We start from the raw sequence: 13,365 nt of genomic DNA, 5'->3' as shown, positions 1-13,365 counted from the left end.
GTGACTTGTCATCATAAGCCCTATGATCTGTTGCGCTCGGTTACTTCTGGAGTCCCGCCGATGAGGCCAGGCGGACGAGCTTCCCAGAAGCGAGCCCCCTCCATCTAAGGGTCCCGGCCCGGAACATCCGGGCCGGGACCTGTAGTTGGTCGCCGTTCTGCGCAATTGCTTGCGCAGAACGGCTATTTCAGGACGCCACCGGTCACCGCTGTAGCAGCCATGGCCGGTGGTGAGTGGCCCCGTCACGTGCTCGCCTGCGATGTCCAGTCAGGCGCGCCCACATGAGGAGTGCTGCCGCGAAGACAGCGACGAAACCCACACCGGCAGTCGAGACGACCATGCCGGACGAAGAGATGTCAGTCACCAAGATCCCCGTGATCGCCAAGGCCGCGAAGAACAGGCCGCCCACCAGGACTGCGATCCGGTGGGATCCACCCGCGCGCGGGAGGGCAGCTGGCGCCGGGTCGTCTTCGTCGTCAGCTGCGTCTTCGTCGTACAGGTAGATGTCGCTGTCATCGTCGGTGTCGGCCTCAGCCCGCGCTGCAATGCTGTCCATGTACGTAGCCCACTCACTCGTAGTGGGCGGCTGTCCCTCGGCGCCGTTCGCGCGAGCGGGCTCGCGCAGCAGCTCGATGAGGGCGTCGTGAGCATTAGATGCCACGTTCGCCATCCCTTCCTTTGTCATTTTCCCTTCCGATCGCCACCAGCAGATTCGCCGGTGCCGCTGCAGAGGTTTCCAAGCCTCTGCGAGTCTCTGGAGGCGGGCCCCCTCTCAGGGCCACGGAGTTCAGGGCCTAAGAGCTCCGTGGCCAAGGGAGGCGGCCCGCCTCAGAGGAGGTGGTTGAGCTCGTCCGGCGGCAGGGACCGCAGTCGCTCCTCGGCCCGCGCCAGTCGAGCCGAAACAGTGCCCCGATCGATGCGCAGGTTCTTGGCGATCTCCGTGCGCCCCATGTGGTCGCGATGAGTCATGAGCCATACCTGTCGCTCACGCGCATCGGGGAGGTGGCGCTCAAGGAAGGACTCGATGGCCTCCTTGAGGGCGACCTGGTCCATGGCGCACGGAGCAGGGTCAGGTAGGTCCAGGCTCTCGACGTCCCCCGGGCGCTCATGGTTCTGGGGGTTCTTCTTGTGGAAGTCCAGGCGGATCCACTTGTAACAGTGGATCAGGAACGGCCATGGCCTGCCGTGTCGGAGGGGCACCCCCTTCATCCTGGCCTTGAAGTACTTGACCTGGGTCTCCACCCTGAGCTCATGGACGTCGTGCTCGTCGTATCCATCGCTGGCGATACGTCGCCCCAGGGGGACGTGCGTCTCCGCGAGCTCAGCACTCACCTCCTCGCGAGTGGGTACCTGCAAACCCACGTCGTCATCCGCAGGCTCGTCGGCCGCTGAGGCGGTCGCCTGAGCCGGGATGATCGCCTTGTCGGACGATGCTTCCGGATTCCCGTCGGTGGACGCTTCCGAACTCACGTCCTCAGATCCGGAGGTCTCCGTGACCGGCAGAGCGACTCCCTTGGGGGGCGACGTGTCACCCATCCCGCGCTCGCTGGGTCCTGTCATAGGTCTTGGCTCTTCTCTGTGCGGTGGTGGCCCTGTTGCAGGGGGAGTCGGGCGCCATGAGCCAGATGCGGGGGATTCTCAGAAACTTTTTTTGGAGGGCGTGTGTCGTACGTGTGGCGGCCGGCCCGCGACAGCAGAAAGGCCTTCAGCCCGACAAGCAGCTGAAGGCCTCCCTGGGTGATCAGGTCACTACTTGGAGTTCAACATCTTCCAAGCGAGCGTTGCCACCGCGACGCCTGCGCTGATGGCGACCCCCAGTGCCGGGTTGCCGAGCGCGATGAGAGTCACAACTGCGAACACCAGTACGACCAGCAGGGTGATCGCGACCTTGCGCTTCTTGCTCATGCGGACTCCACGTCTCAGATGGTCTTTAGCGAGAAGGCGGAGGAGGTTCGCTCACGCTTCGCGGCTCCCCAACTGCTCTCTTGTAGGTGTGAGTCGCTGGTGTCTGTCGATCAGGGGGAAACGGGCAGGGGTTGTCCCCCCGGCTCCTGTCGGGCACCGATTCCTTCGCCGACACTTCCGTCAGCTGGTTGTCATCAACACGCTGAACTTGACAGGGAAGAGGTGGGGCAGGGCGACGCCGGGGTGCTCGCGGTCGGGGACGGCAGCGCGGTGGTGGTGGACGCGGGGCCCGATCCGGTGCTGGCCGACCGCTGTCTGAGCACGCTCGGCGTCACCAGGATCCCGCTCGTCGTCCTGACGCACTTCCACGCGGACCACGTAGCGGGTCTGCCGGGTGTACTCCGGGGGCGTTCGGTGGGCGCGATCGAGACGACCGGCTTCGAAGAGCCGCCGGATCAGGCCGAGTTCGTACGACGGGAGGCGGCCGCGCGGCACATTCCCGTGAGCCGGGCCGTCGCGGGGGAGAGGAGACGCGTGGGACGCCTGGACTGGCGGGTGCTGTGGCCGCCGCCCGATCCGGTCGTGCCGCCGGACGACCCGAACGACGCCAGCGTCACGCTGCTCGTGCGGTCCTCGGGGCTGCGGTTGCTGTTGCTCGGCGACCTGGAGCCGCCCGCCCAGCGGGCCTTGGCGAGATCGGCGGCGGCCGCGGAGGTGGACCGTGTCGACGTGCTCAAGGTCGCCCACCACGGTTCGGCCTTCCAGGACCCGGAGCTCATACGCAGGGTCGCGCCGCGGCTCGCGCTCATTTCTGTCGGGCGGGACAACCCCTACGGCCATCCGGCTCCTCGTACGATCGCGGCCCTGCGGGCGCGGGGCGCGGTGGTGCTGCGTACCGACGAGGACGGTGATCTCGCCGTCACCGGTGCGGGCGGAGGGCTTGCCGTGGCGCGACACTGAAGGCATGAATTCCGCGCAGGCAGACGCCTACCTTCGCCGTATCGGGGCCCAGCACCCGGCATGGCCCACGTCCGATGTGCTCCGTGACCTCCAGCTGTGCCATCTGCGGACGGTGCCGTTCGAGAACCTGTCGATCCACCTCGGCGAGGAGATCGTGCTGGAGGAGAAGCGGTTGCTGGACAAGGTGGTGGGCGCCCGCAGAGGGGGCTTCTGCTACGAACTGAACGGCGCGTTCGGGGCGTTGCTCGGCGCACTGGGCTTCGACGTGACACTTCTGGCGGCGCGGGTGTACGGGGACGACGGCAAGCCCGGGATTCCCTACGACCACCTCGCGCTGCGGGTGCGGACGGTGGACGGGGGCGACTGGCTGACCGACGTCGGGTTCGGGGCGCACAGCCACTATCCGCTGTCGTTCATGGAGCGGGGTGAACAGCGGGATCCCGGCGGGCTGTTCAGGGTCGTGGAGTCGGCGCCGGACGCGGCGGGCGTGCGGGGAGCCGGGGGTTCGCGGGAGCACGAGGACCTCGACGTCATCGTCGGGGACAAGCGCCAGTACCGGCTGGAGGTGCGGCCTCGTGTGCTCGGGGACTTCGTCGCCGGAGCCTGGTGGCACGGCACCTCGCCGCAGTCGCACTTCACCCGGTCGCTGGTCTGCTCGCGGGTCACCGAGGACGGAGGCCGGATCACGCTCAGCGGACGCAGGTTCACCGTGTCGACGGCCGACGGGACCAAGGAGGTGACGGAACTGACGACGGACGAGGAGGTGCTGGCCGCCTACCGGGAGCGCTTCGGGATCGAACTGGACCGGGTGCCGGAGGTCGCGGAACGCCGGTAGCGGTCCGGAGCCGCGCAGATCACACGCTCCGGAGCCCGAACTCGGCGTCGGCCGCCTCGGACGTGCCGGAAAATATCCGGGTGAGCGATGTGAGACATGTACTGGTGCTGCCCGACCGCGACGCGGCGGAGGAGGCGGCGGAGGCCGCCGGCGACCGTTTCGGACTGCCGGAGGAGCCGCAGCTCGTGAGGGACGCACTCGCGGGAGAGGACGACGCCGAGGACGCGCAGTGGCTGGTGGTCCTCACGGACCCCGAGGCACGGCTGGACCCGAAGGAGCTGGACGAGTTCGCGGCCGAGTGGGACGGCTGGCACGAGGAGCCCTGACCCACCCGGCCCGCTTGACCGGGCCGCGCGGACCGACTCCACCCGGCCGCGCGGACCCACGCCGCCGCGCCCTGCGGTCCCATTCCCCGCAGGGCTCGGCCGACTTCGCCGCGGTTGCCACGCGGGACTCGACGGACCGGGCCGCCGCGGCTGAGTGGGGCCGCCCGGCCCGGATCCCGGTCCAGCCCGGACCCCGATCCGGACTCGGCCACAGTCCGGACCCCGGTCCAGTCCGACCCCCTGACCAGCCCGGCCGGCCCCGGCTCCAGTCCTGCCCCCTGCCCGGCCCGGCCGGCCCCGGCTTCGGTCCTGCCCCCTGCCCGGCCCAGCCGGCCCCCGCTTCAGTCCGCCCCCGGCCCCCTCTCCGGCCCGGAGGGCGTTGCTTGGGGCAGGGGTTGTCGGTGGCTCGTGGGATGCTTTCGGTGATGGCCAAGAAGACCGCACAAGACGACCCTCTCGCCCCTGTCACGCTGGCAGTGGGCCAGGAGGATCTCCTGCTCGACCGTGCCGTGCAGGAGGTGGTGGCCGCCGCCAGGGCCTCCGACGCCGACACGGACGTACGGGATCTCACCCCGGACCAGTTGCAGCCTGGCACGCTCGCCGAGCTGACGAGTCCCTCGCTCTTCGCCGAGCGCAAGGTCGTGATCGTGCGCAACGCCCAGGATCTGTCGGCCGACACGATCAAGGACGTCAAGGGGTATCTGGGGGCTCCCGCCGAGGAGATCACCCTGGTGCTCCTGCACGCGGGCGGTGCCAAGGGCAAGGGCCTGCTCGACGCGGCGCGCAAGGTGGGCGCGCGGGAGGTGGCGTGCCCCAAGATGACCAAGCCGGCGGACCGGCTGGCCTTCGTGCGGAGCGAGTTCCGCACGCTCGGCCGGGCGGCCACTCCGGAGGCGTGCCAGGCGCTGGTGGACTCCATCGGGAGCGATCTGCGGGAGCTGGCGTCGGCCGTGTCGCAGCTGACCGCGGACGTCGAGGGGACGATCGACGAGGCCGTCGTCGGGAGGTACTACACGGGGCGGGCCGAGGCGTCCAGCTTCACCGTCGCCGACCGGGCCGTCGAGGGGCGGGCCGCGGAGGCGCTGGAGGCGCTGCGCTGGTCGCTGTCCACCGGGGTGGCTCCGGTCCTGATCACCAGCGCGCTCGCGCAGGGCGTGCGGGCTATCGGGAAGCTGTCCTCCGCGCGGGGCGGCAGGCCCGCCGACCTGGCCCGTGAGCTGGGGATGCCGCCGTGGAAGATCGATCGCGTACGGCAGCAGATGCGGGGCTGGACGCCGGACGGGGTCGCCATGGCGCTCACGGCCGTCGCGGAGGCGGACGCCGGCGTCAAGGGCGGCGGGGACGATCCCGAGTACGCCCTGGAGAAGGCGGTCGTGGCCGTCGCCCGCGCGGCCCGCTCCGGACGCCACTGAGGTCGTCCGAGACCGGTGACAGCTCCCGAAGACGCGGCTCCGGCCGCCGGTGAGGCGTGTCCGAGACCGGTGACAGCCCCCTGAAGGCCCGGCTCCGGCAGCTGCCGAGGCCCGTCCGTCCACGGACATACCGAAGGCCCCGCTCGTTCTCCCGGGGAAGGGAGGGAGCGGGGCCTTCGGTTCAAGCCGGTGGACTCACGCCCGCGTGGCGAACGCAGATCGTGCGTGAATCCGTTACGTCGGCCGGGAGCGGAGAGAGAGGGCCCGCTCGGGTCCGTCCGACGGTCAAGTCAGGGGTCGAGCTCCGGAGAGCTCAGCCGACTCAGCCCTGGAGCGCGGAGACCTTCGAAGCAAGCGCCGACTTCTTGTTGGCGGCCTGGTTCTTGTGGATGACGCCCTTCGAGACGGCCTTGTCGAGCTTGCGCGAAGCCTCGCGCGCCGCGACGGTGGCCTTCTCGACGTCACCCGCGGCAGCAGCCTCGCGGGCCTTGCGGATCGCGGTCTTCAGAGAGGACTTGACGGCCTTGTTGCGCAGCCGGGCCTTCTCGTTGGTCTTGATCCGCTTGATCTGGGACTTGATGTTCGCCACTGATGAGCCTTTACAGGTTCAGGCGCGTGAGACGTCAAGCCTCACCCGCCGTTTGATTTTCTTGGGTGCGTCTCGTGCTGAGAGGGCATGAGACACAGCCACCCAGGCTACCAGTCCCCGCCCGACCGGCCCAAACCGGCCGTACGTCCCCGGTCCTGCGGCCCGTCGCCGATGTCCTGGTCGGGGCCTTCGAACCGGGCGCCGCCGTCCGCCTCCCGTGGCCCAAACCGGTCGCAGCCCGCCGCGCGTGGGACCATGGAGCCTACGTATCGATCCGACCCGAGGCGACAGGCGCCTCAAGAGACAGGACCCTGCGTGCCCGCGACCCCTAACAATGTGCCCGAGCCGAGCCGTACCGACCCGGCTCTGATCCGCAATTTCTGCATCATCGCGCACATCGACCACGGCAAGTCCACGCTCGCCGACCGCATGCTCCAGCTGACCGGGGTGGTTGATCAGCGGCAGATGCGCGCTCAGTACCTCGACCGTATGGACATCGAGCGCGAGCGCGGCATCACGATCAAGTCCCAGGCGGTCCGGCTGCCCTGGGCCCCGTCCGAGGATCCGGGCCGCACCCACATCCTCAACATGATCGACACCCCCGGGCACGTCGACTTCACGTACGAGGTGTCGCGGTCCCTGGCGGCCTGCGAGGGCACGGTCCTGCTCGTCGACGCCGCCCAGGGGATCGAGGCGCAGACCCTCGCCAACCTCTACCTGGCGATGGAGAACGACCTCAAGATCATCCCCGTACTGAACAAGATCGACCTGCCGGCCGCCCAGCCGGAGAAGTTCTCCGAGGAGCTCGCGAACCTCATCGGCTGCGACCCCTCGGACGTGCTCAAGGTCTCCGCCAAGACGGGCCTGGGCGTCGAGGCGCTGCTCGACAAGGTCGTCGCCGAGATCCCCGCCCCGGTCGGCGTCCAGGACGCCCCCGCGCGCGCGATGATCTTCGACTCGGTCTACGACTCGTACCGCGGTGTCGTGACGTACGTGCGTGTCATCGACGGGCAGCTCAACAAGCGTGAGCGCATCAGGATGATGTCCACCGGCGCCACCCACGAGCTGCTGGAGATCGGCGTCTCGGCCCCCGAGATGAAGGCGGCCGACGGGCTCGGCGTCGGCGAGGTGGGTTACCTCATCACCGGCGTGAAGGACGTCCGCCAGTCCAAGGTCGGTGACACGATCACCACCCTGCACAAGGGCGCCACCGAGGCGCTCGGCGGGTACAAGGACCCCCGGCCCATGGTGTTCTCGGGCCTGTATCCGCTGGACGGCTCCGACTACCCCGAGCTGCGCGACGCCCTGGACAAGCTCCAGCTCAACGACGCGGCGCTGGTGTACGAGCCGGAGACCTCCGCGGCGCTGGGCTTCGGCTTCCGTGTCGGCTTCCTCGGGCTGCTGCACCTCGACGTGATCCGTGAGCGGCTGGAGCGCGAGTTCGGGCTCGACCTGATCGCGACCGCCCCGAACGTGGTCTACCGCGTCGAGATGGAGGACCGCAGCGAGCACACGGTCACCAACCCGAGCGAGTTCCCCGAGGGCAAGATCGACAAGGTGTACGAGCCGGTCGTGCGGGCGACCATCCTCGCCCCCTCGGAGTTCATCGGCGCGATCATGGAGCTGTGCCAGACCCGGCGCGGCACCCTGCTCGGCATGGACTACCTGTCCGAGGACCGGGTCGAGATCCGCTACACCCTGCCGCTCGCGGAGATCGTCTTCGACTTCTTCGACCAGCTCAAGTCCAAGACCCGCGGCTACGCGTCGCTGGACTACGAGCCCACCGGCGAGCAGGCCTCCAGCCTGGTCAAGGTCGACATCCTGCTGCACGGCGACAAGGTCGACGCCTTCTCGGCGGTCACGCACAAGGACGCGGCGTACGCGTACGGCGTCCGGCTGGTCGCCAAGCTGCGCGAGCTGATCCCGCGGCAGGCCTTCGAGGTGCCCATCCAGGCGGCCATCGGCTCCCGGGTCATCGCCCGCGAGACCATCCGCGCCATCCGCAAGGACGTCCTCGCCAAGTGCTACGGCGGTGACATCTCCCGTAAGCGGAAGCTGCTGGAGAAGCAGAAGGAGGGCAAGAAGCGGATGAAGATGGTGGGCTCTGTGGAAGTTCCGCAAGAAGCCTTCATCGCCGTGCTGTCCAGCGACGACAGCGGCGGTTCGGCCAAGGGCAAGAAGTAGTCACGCCGAATCCCGGAATTCAGGGCCCGTCGCGCTTCGGCGCGGCGGGCCCTGTGCTTGTCTCATGGGTGTGTCCTGCAAGAAGTGACCGGCCGCCGCCTCTTACGCACCGGCCGGACGCGCTCTAGTCTGATCTCTGCTCGGTAGTTACTCGCGAGTTAAACAACAGCCGCAATTGAGCCAGCCGCACTGCCGCGGGGCCCCGGAGGATGTCGTGAGCGACACACAGACCCTGATCGAGAACCGTCCGCCGTCCGTCGCCGCCCTCTTCCTTGAGCGCGTGGCGGCCACACCCGACGCCGAGGCATACCGTTACCCGGTACCGGCCTCGGGCACGGGCCCGGACGAGTGGAAGTCGCTGACCTGGGCGCAGGCCGCTGAGCGGGTCTACGCCATCGCGGCCGGTCTCATCGAACTCGGCGTCCAGCCGGAGCAGCGCGTCGCGCTCGCCTCCTCGACCCGGGTCGAATGGATCTTGGCCGACCTCGGCATCCTCTGCGCGGGCGCGGCCACCACGACCGTGTATCCGCAGACCAACGCCGAGGAGTCGGCGTTCATCCTCTCCGACTCCCTGAGCCGGGTCCTCATCGCCGAGGACGCGGCCCAGCTCGCCAAGGCCCGGGAGAAGCGCGCGGAGCTCCCCGAGCTCACCCATGTCGTGGTCATCGACGCGGAGGGCGTGGAGACCGAGGACTGGGTCCTGACGCTCGCCGACCTGGAGGCGCGTGGCGCCGCCTACCTGGAGAAGCACCCCGAGCTGATCAAGGAGCGCGTCGGCGCGATCACCGCCGACCAGCTCGCCACGCTCATCTACACCTCCGGCACCACCGGCCGTCCCAAGGGCGTCCGGCTGCCGCACGACAACTGGTCCTACATGGCCAGGGCGATCTCCGGGACCGGACTGGTCACCCAGGCGGACGTCCAGTACCTGTGGCTGCCGCTCGCGCACGTCTTCGGCAAGGTCCTGACCTCCGGGCAGATCGCGGTGGGGCACGTCACGGCCGTCGACGGCCGCGTGGACAAGATCATCGAGAACCTCCCGGTGGTGCGGCCCACGTACATGGCGGCCGTGCCCCGCATCTTCGAGAAGGTCTACAACGGGGTCGCGGCCAAGGCGCGGGCCGGCGGCGGCGCCAAGTACAAGATCTTCCAGTGGGCCGCCGAGGTCTCCCGCGAGTACGCGAAGGCCGGCCAGGACAACTTCCGCCGCACCGGTTCGGCCTCGGTGCCGTTCGCGCTCGGCGCCAAGCACAAGGTCGCCGACGCGCTGGTCTTCGCCAAGATCCGCGAGGCCTTCGGCGGCAACCTGCGGGCCTGCATCTCCGGCTCCGCCGCGCTCGCTCCCGAGATCGGCTACTTCTTCGCGGGCGCCGGCATCCACATCCTGGAGGGCTACGGACTCACCGAGTCCTCCGCCGCTTCCTTCGTGAACCCGGGCGAGGCCTACCGCACCGGCACGGTCGGCAAGCCGCTGCCCGGCACCGAGGTGCGCATCGCGGACGACGGCGAGATCCTGCTGCGCGGCCCCGGCATCATGGAGGGCTACCACGGGCTGCCCGAGAAGACCGCCGAGGTCCTGGAGGCCGACGGCTGGTTCCACACCGGTGACATCGGCGAGCTGTCCGCGGACGGCTATCTGCGGATCACCGACCGCAAGAAGGACCTCATCAAGACCTCGGGCGGCAAGTACATCGCGCCCGCCGAGGTCGAGGGCCAGTTCAAGGCCGTCTGTCCGTACGTCTCCAACATCCTCGTGCACGGCGCCGACCGGAACTTCTGCACCGCGCTCATCGCGCTCGACGAGCCGTCCATCCTCGACTGGGCCAAGGACAACGGCCTGGAGGGCAAGTCGTACGCCGAGGTCGTCGCGGCGCCCGTCACGATCGCCCTCGTCGAGGGCTACGTGAAGGAGCTCAACGGCGGTCTCCAGCGCTGGCAGACCATCAAGAAGTTCCGTCTGCTGCCCCGCGACCTGGACGTCGAGCACGGTGAGATCACTCCGAGCCTCAAGCTGAAGCGCCCGGTCGTGGAGAAGGCGTACAAGCACCTGATCGACGACATGTACGCGGGCACCCGCGAGGCGTAGCCGGTATCGGCACCGGCTTTCGGACCCGCTTCGTGCGGGCCGGGAGCCGGTGCTCTCCGCTATCCGTCCCGCCTGCGCCGCATCCGGCCCAGCAGCTCGTCCATCTGCCGTACCTGGTCCCGGAGTCGTGGTACGTCCGGCACGGTGCCGGACGCCAGCTGGGCGTCCATCCTGCGCAGGCGGGCGGCGAGTTCGTCGATCTGGTCCTGCTCGCGGGCGAGCAGGCACTCCAGTTGGCGGTTCTTGCGGTGCAGGTCGAGGAAGACGGAGACCTTGGCGCGCAGGACCCAGGGGTCGAAGGGCTTCGTCAGATAGTCGGCGGCGCCCGTCGCGTACCCGCGGAAGGCGTAGCCCGCGTCGGCGTCCGTGCTCGTCAGGAAGATGATGGGCACGTCCTTGGTCCGGTCGAGCCGCTTGATGTTCGCGGCCGTCTCGAATCCGTCCATGCCCGGCATCCGGATGTCGAGCAGGACGACCGCGAACCGCCGCCGCAGCAGTGCCTCCATCGCCTCCTCGCCCGAACGCGCCCGCACCAGCGGTTCGTTGAGGGAGCGCAGGACGGCTTCCAGCGCGACCAGGTTGTCCTCCATGTCGTCGACCAGGAGGATGCTCGCGCCCTCGTCGGTCGTCGTGGCGGCGCTCATGATGACGGTGCTCGATTCTGTCCGACTTCGAACACATCCATACCACTGATCTCACTCATCGCGGCCCACTTCGGTGACTCGGCGCTTATGAGTGCCGCCAGTCTGTCACCCTGGCCGCATCGACCGAGGAGTATTCGTCCGAACTGCCCAGGGAGCCGCACAGTGGGGGCCATTCCGACGCAACGGGAGTCCACGGCGTGCGCACCGGACACGCTCGCGCACCACGGCGCGGGCCGGGACGTCGTCTCACGCACCTCGCTGCCGGGCACTCCGCTCGCCCCCGCCGCCGCGCGCCGGTTCCTCCGGGACACGCTCCTGAGCTGGACCGAGGCGGCCCTGCCCGGTGCCGGGATCATCGACGACCGGCTCACCGGGGATGCGGTCGTGGTGGTGAGCGAGCTGGTCACCAACGCGGTCGTGCACGCGGGCACCGACGTCGAGCTGCTGTGCCGCCTGGAGAACAGCCCGGCCGACGGGCCTCCGGGCACCCTGGTCGTCGAGGTCTCCGACCACCATCCCTCGCGTGCCATACGGGAGGACGGTGCCGAACCGCTGTACGGGACACCGGAGTACGGGCGGGGCCTGCGCCTCGTCTCCGCGCTCTCCGAGGCATGGGGGATCACCTATCGTCCGGGCGTCAAGACGGTGTGGTCGAGGCTGCTGGTCGACGGGACCGCCGGCGCCCTGCCCGCCTCGGACGTCTTCGCGGACACGGGCGCCGCGCGCCGTCCGGTCCGCTTCGACGACACGGAAGGACTCCCGGAACCGGGCGGCTTCACGGGGGCGGACGGGTTCCGGGGGACGAGCGGCTTCCCGGAGGCGGGCAGGTTCGAGGAAGCGGACAGGTTCGCGGGCGCCGGCGGATCGGCGGGGGCGGACGGGGTCGAGGGAACCGGCGGGTTCGACGGTGTCGGCGGGTTCGCGGAAGCGGACGGGTTCGCGGGTGTCGGCGGTCTCGCGGGTCCCGGGGACGGGTCCGGACGGACCGGGGCCACCGCCTACACCGAGGGGCGCGGGACACCGGCGGGCGGCGCGGCGTACGGCGTCGTGTCCGCCTCCGGAGCCGGCCGGAGCACCGCCCGCGGACACGACTGGCTCGACCGCGGTGCCCTCTCCTTCCTCGCCGAGGCCTCGGACCTGCTCGCCGGGCAGCTCGACGAGGACCTGGTCGCCGCGCTGGCCGGGCAGCTCCTCGTCCCGCGCCTCGCCGACTGGTGCGCCGTATGGCTCGAGGACGAGGCCACCGACCGGGCCGGTGGCCTCGGGCTCGCGCTCGGACCCCGTCTCGCCCGCGTCTGGCACGGCAGCGAGAACCTCATCGAGGGGCTGCGCCACGCCCTGGAGAAGGACCCGCCGCGGCTGCCCGACGCGGTGCGCTCCCGCGCCGTCCCGGTGCCCTGGCCGGGCGAGGTGCTGGGCGCCCGCGGGGCGAGCGGGGCGGCCCTGGCGTACCGGCTGATCGCGGGCGGCAGGCCGCTGGGCACGCTCGTCATCGGCAGGGCGGGGCCGCCCGACTTCCCCGACGAGGTCACCGGACTCGTCGAGGACCTCAGCCGCAGGATCGCCCTGGCCATCGGAGCGGCCCGGCAGTACGCGCGCCAGGCCACCATCAGCCGGGTCCTCCAGCGCGGGCTGCTGCCGGGCGCGGTCGCCGAGATCCCCGGGGTGCGCAGCGCCCTCGTCTACGAACCGCTCGACAAGGGCGGGCCGAGCGGTGACTTCTACGACGTGTTCCCTGCCGGTGACGGGCGCTGGTGCTTCGCGGTCGGCGACGTCCAGGGCAAGGGCCCCGAGGCCGCGGTCGTGATCGGTCTGGCCCGGCCCTGGCTGCGGCTGCTGGCCCGCGAGGGCTACGACGTCGCGGACGTCCTCGACCGACTCAACCAGCTCCTCCTCGACGACGCGACGGAGGCCGCGGACGCGGCGGCCCGCGCGCTCGTGGCCGCGGGCGGACCCGGGCTCGGCAGCGACCTCGGCCCGCAGACACGTTTCCTTTCCATGCTCTACGGCGAGCTGGTCCCCTTCGAAGGCGGGGTGCGCTGCACGCTCGCCTCGGCCGGACACCCGCTGCCGCTGCTGCTGGGCCCCGACGGCGCGGTGCGGGAGATGGCCGGGCCGCAGACCCTGCTGGGCGTCTTCGAGGACCCCGAATACACCTCCGAGACCTTCGAGCTGTACCCCGGCGACACCCTCCTGTGCGTTACCGACGGGGTGACGGAGCGGCGCGACGGATCCCGCCAGTTCGACGACGACGACGGTCTCGCGCACGCCCTCGCCGGCTGCGCCGGTCTGAGCGCCGAGCTGATCGCGGAACGGATCCGCGCGCTGGTCCACGCGTTCGGCCCCCGCCCGCCGGAGGACGACATGGCCCTGCTGGTGTTGCAGGCGGAGTAACGGGGCTCACCCGGAGCGGGGCCGCCGGAC

Annotated in this window: 11 protein-coding genes and 1 pseudogene; 7 read left to right on the top strand and 5 right to left on the bottom strand. The window is 70.1% G+C overall.

Translation table 11 applies throughout. The features are described 5' to 3' along the window. Positions 1-202: 202 nt before the first annotated feature. The 3 genes from WJM95_RS10325 to WJM95_RS10315 form a co-directional block, all read right to left on the bottom strand. Complete coding sequence (locus WJM95_RS10325; RefSeq protein ID WP_339129292.1) at positions 203-556, bottom strand: hypothetical protein; 354 nt, start codon at positions 554-556, stop codon at positions 203-205. A 272-nt stretch (positions 557-828) separates the two neighbouring features. Then, positions 829-1,332 (bottom strand): sigma-70 family RNA polymerase sigma factor, encoded by a 504-nt coding sequence (locus WJM95_RS10320; protein WP_339129291.1) that lies wholly within the window; start codon positions 1,330-1,332, stop codon positions 829-831. Positions 1,333-1,749: 417 nt separating this feature from the next. Continuing rightward, a complete protein-coding gene (locus tag WJM95_RS10315) occupies positions 1,750-1,905 on the bottom strand; it encodes a hypothetical protein (protein ID WP_339129290.1) in 156 nt (51 codons plus the stop codon). Between the two features lie 219 nt (positions 1,906-2,124). Between WJM95_RS10315 and WJM95_RS10310 the strand changes: the two are divergent. From WJM95_RS10310 to holA, 4 genes and pseudogenes are all read left to right on the top strand, one after another. Continuing rightward, a pseudogene (locus WJM95_RS10310) lies at positions 2,125-2,865 on the top strand (MBL fold metallo-hydrolase); the annotation flags it as partial. A gap of 4 nt (positions 2,866-2,869) precedes the next feature. Beyond that, entirely contained in the window at positions 2,870-3,700 is an 831-nt protein-coding gene (locus WJM95_RS10305; RefSeq protein ID WP_339129289.1) for an arylamine N-acetyltransferase, read from the top strand. Positions 3,701-3,780: 80 nt separating this feature from the next. After that, the gene (locus tag WJM95_RS10300) at positions 3,781-4,026 is read left to right on the top strand and encodes a hypothetical protein (RefSeq protein ID WP_339129288.1); all 246 of its coding nucleotides are present in this window, start codon (positions 3,781-3,783) and stop codon (positions 4,024-4,026) included. Between the two features lie 422 nt (positions 4,027-4,448). Beyond that, positions 4,449-5,438, top strand: a complete 990-nt coding sequence (gene holA, locus WJM95_RS10295; protein WP_339135460.1) for a DNA polymerase III subunit delta — start codon at positions 4,449-4,451, stop codon at positions 5,436-5,438. A 322-nt stretch (positions 5,439-5,760) separates the two neighbouring features. On the opposite strand, the gene rpsT is transcribed toward holA, so the two are convergent. After that, positions 5,761-6,027, bottom strand: a complete 267-nt coding sequence (rpsT, locus tag WJM95_RS10290; RefSeq protein WP_339129287.1) for a 30S ribosomal protein S20 — start codon at positions 6,025-6,027, stop codon at positions 5,761-5,763. Positions 6,028-6,342: 315 nt separating this feature from the next. Here rpsT and lepA point away from each other — a divergent pair, with 315 nt between their 5' ends. Together lepA and WJM95_RS10280 are read left to right on the top strand one after the other, a co-directional pair. Next, positions 6,343-8,211, top strand: coding sequence for a translation elongation factor 4 (gene lepA, locus WJM95_RS10285; protein ID WP_339129286.1), 1,869 nt, complete (start codon positions 6,343-6,345; stop codon positions 8,209-8,211). A gap of 214 nt (positions 8,212-8,425) precedes the next feature. Continuing rightward, on the top strand, positions 8,426-10,297 hold the full coding sequence (locus tag WJM95_RS10280; RefSeq protein WP_339129285.1) for a long-chain fatty acid--CoA ligase: 1,872 nt from the start codon (positions 8,426-8,428) through the stop codon (positions 10,295-10,297). 59 nt (positions 10,298-10,356) lie between these two features. Here the strand turns inward: WJM95_RS10280 and WJM95_RS10275 are convergent, their stop codons facing one another. Next, positions 10,357-10,941 carry a response regulator gene (locus WJM95_RS10275; protein ID WP_339129284.1) on the bottom strand — a complete coding sequence of 195 codons (585 nt, stop codon included), beginning with the start codon at positions 10,939-10,941 and terminating at the stop codon, positions 10,357-10,359. Positions 10,942-11,103: 162 nt separating this feature from the next. Between WJM95_RS10275 and WJM95_RS10270 the strand changes: the two genes are divergently transcribed. After that, entirely contained in the window at positions 11,104-13,335 is a 2,232-nt protein-coding gene (locus WJM95_RS10270) for a SpoIIE family protein phosphatase (protein WP_339129283.1), read from the top strand. Positions 13,336-13,365: the final 30 nt, after the last annotated feature.

Source organism: Streptomyces sp. f51, assembly GCF_037940415.1.
Taxonomy (GTDB): Bacteria; Actinomycetota; Actinomycetes; order Streptomycetales; family Streptomycetaceae; genus Streptomyces.
Note: the sequence above shows the minus strand (reverse complement) of the source record. Positions and strands in the feature narration are given on the sequence as shown.

Bases quoted from the DNA above. Each gene is read 5' to 3' on its own strand.
- WJM95_RS10325 (WP_339129292.1), bottom strand. From the start codon at position 556: ATGGACAGCATTGCAGCGCGGGCTGAGGCCGACACCGACGATGACAGC.
- WJM95_RS10315 (WP_339129290.1), bottom strand. From the start codon at position 1,905: ATGAGCAAGAAGCGCAAGGTCGCGATCACCCTGCTGGTCGTACTGGTG.
- WJM95_RS10305 (WP_339129289.1), top strand. From the start codon at position 2,870: ATGAATTCCGCGCAGGCAGACGCCTACCTTCGCCGTATCGGGGCCCAG.
- WJM95_RS10275 (WP_339129284.1), bottom strand. From the start codon at position 10,941: ATGAGCGCCGCCACGACGACCGACGAGGGCGCGAGCATCCTCCTGGTC.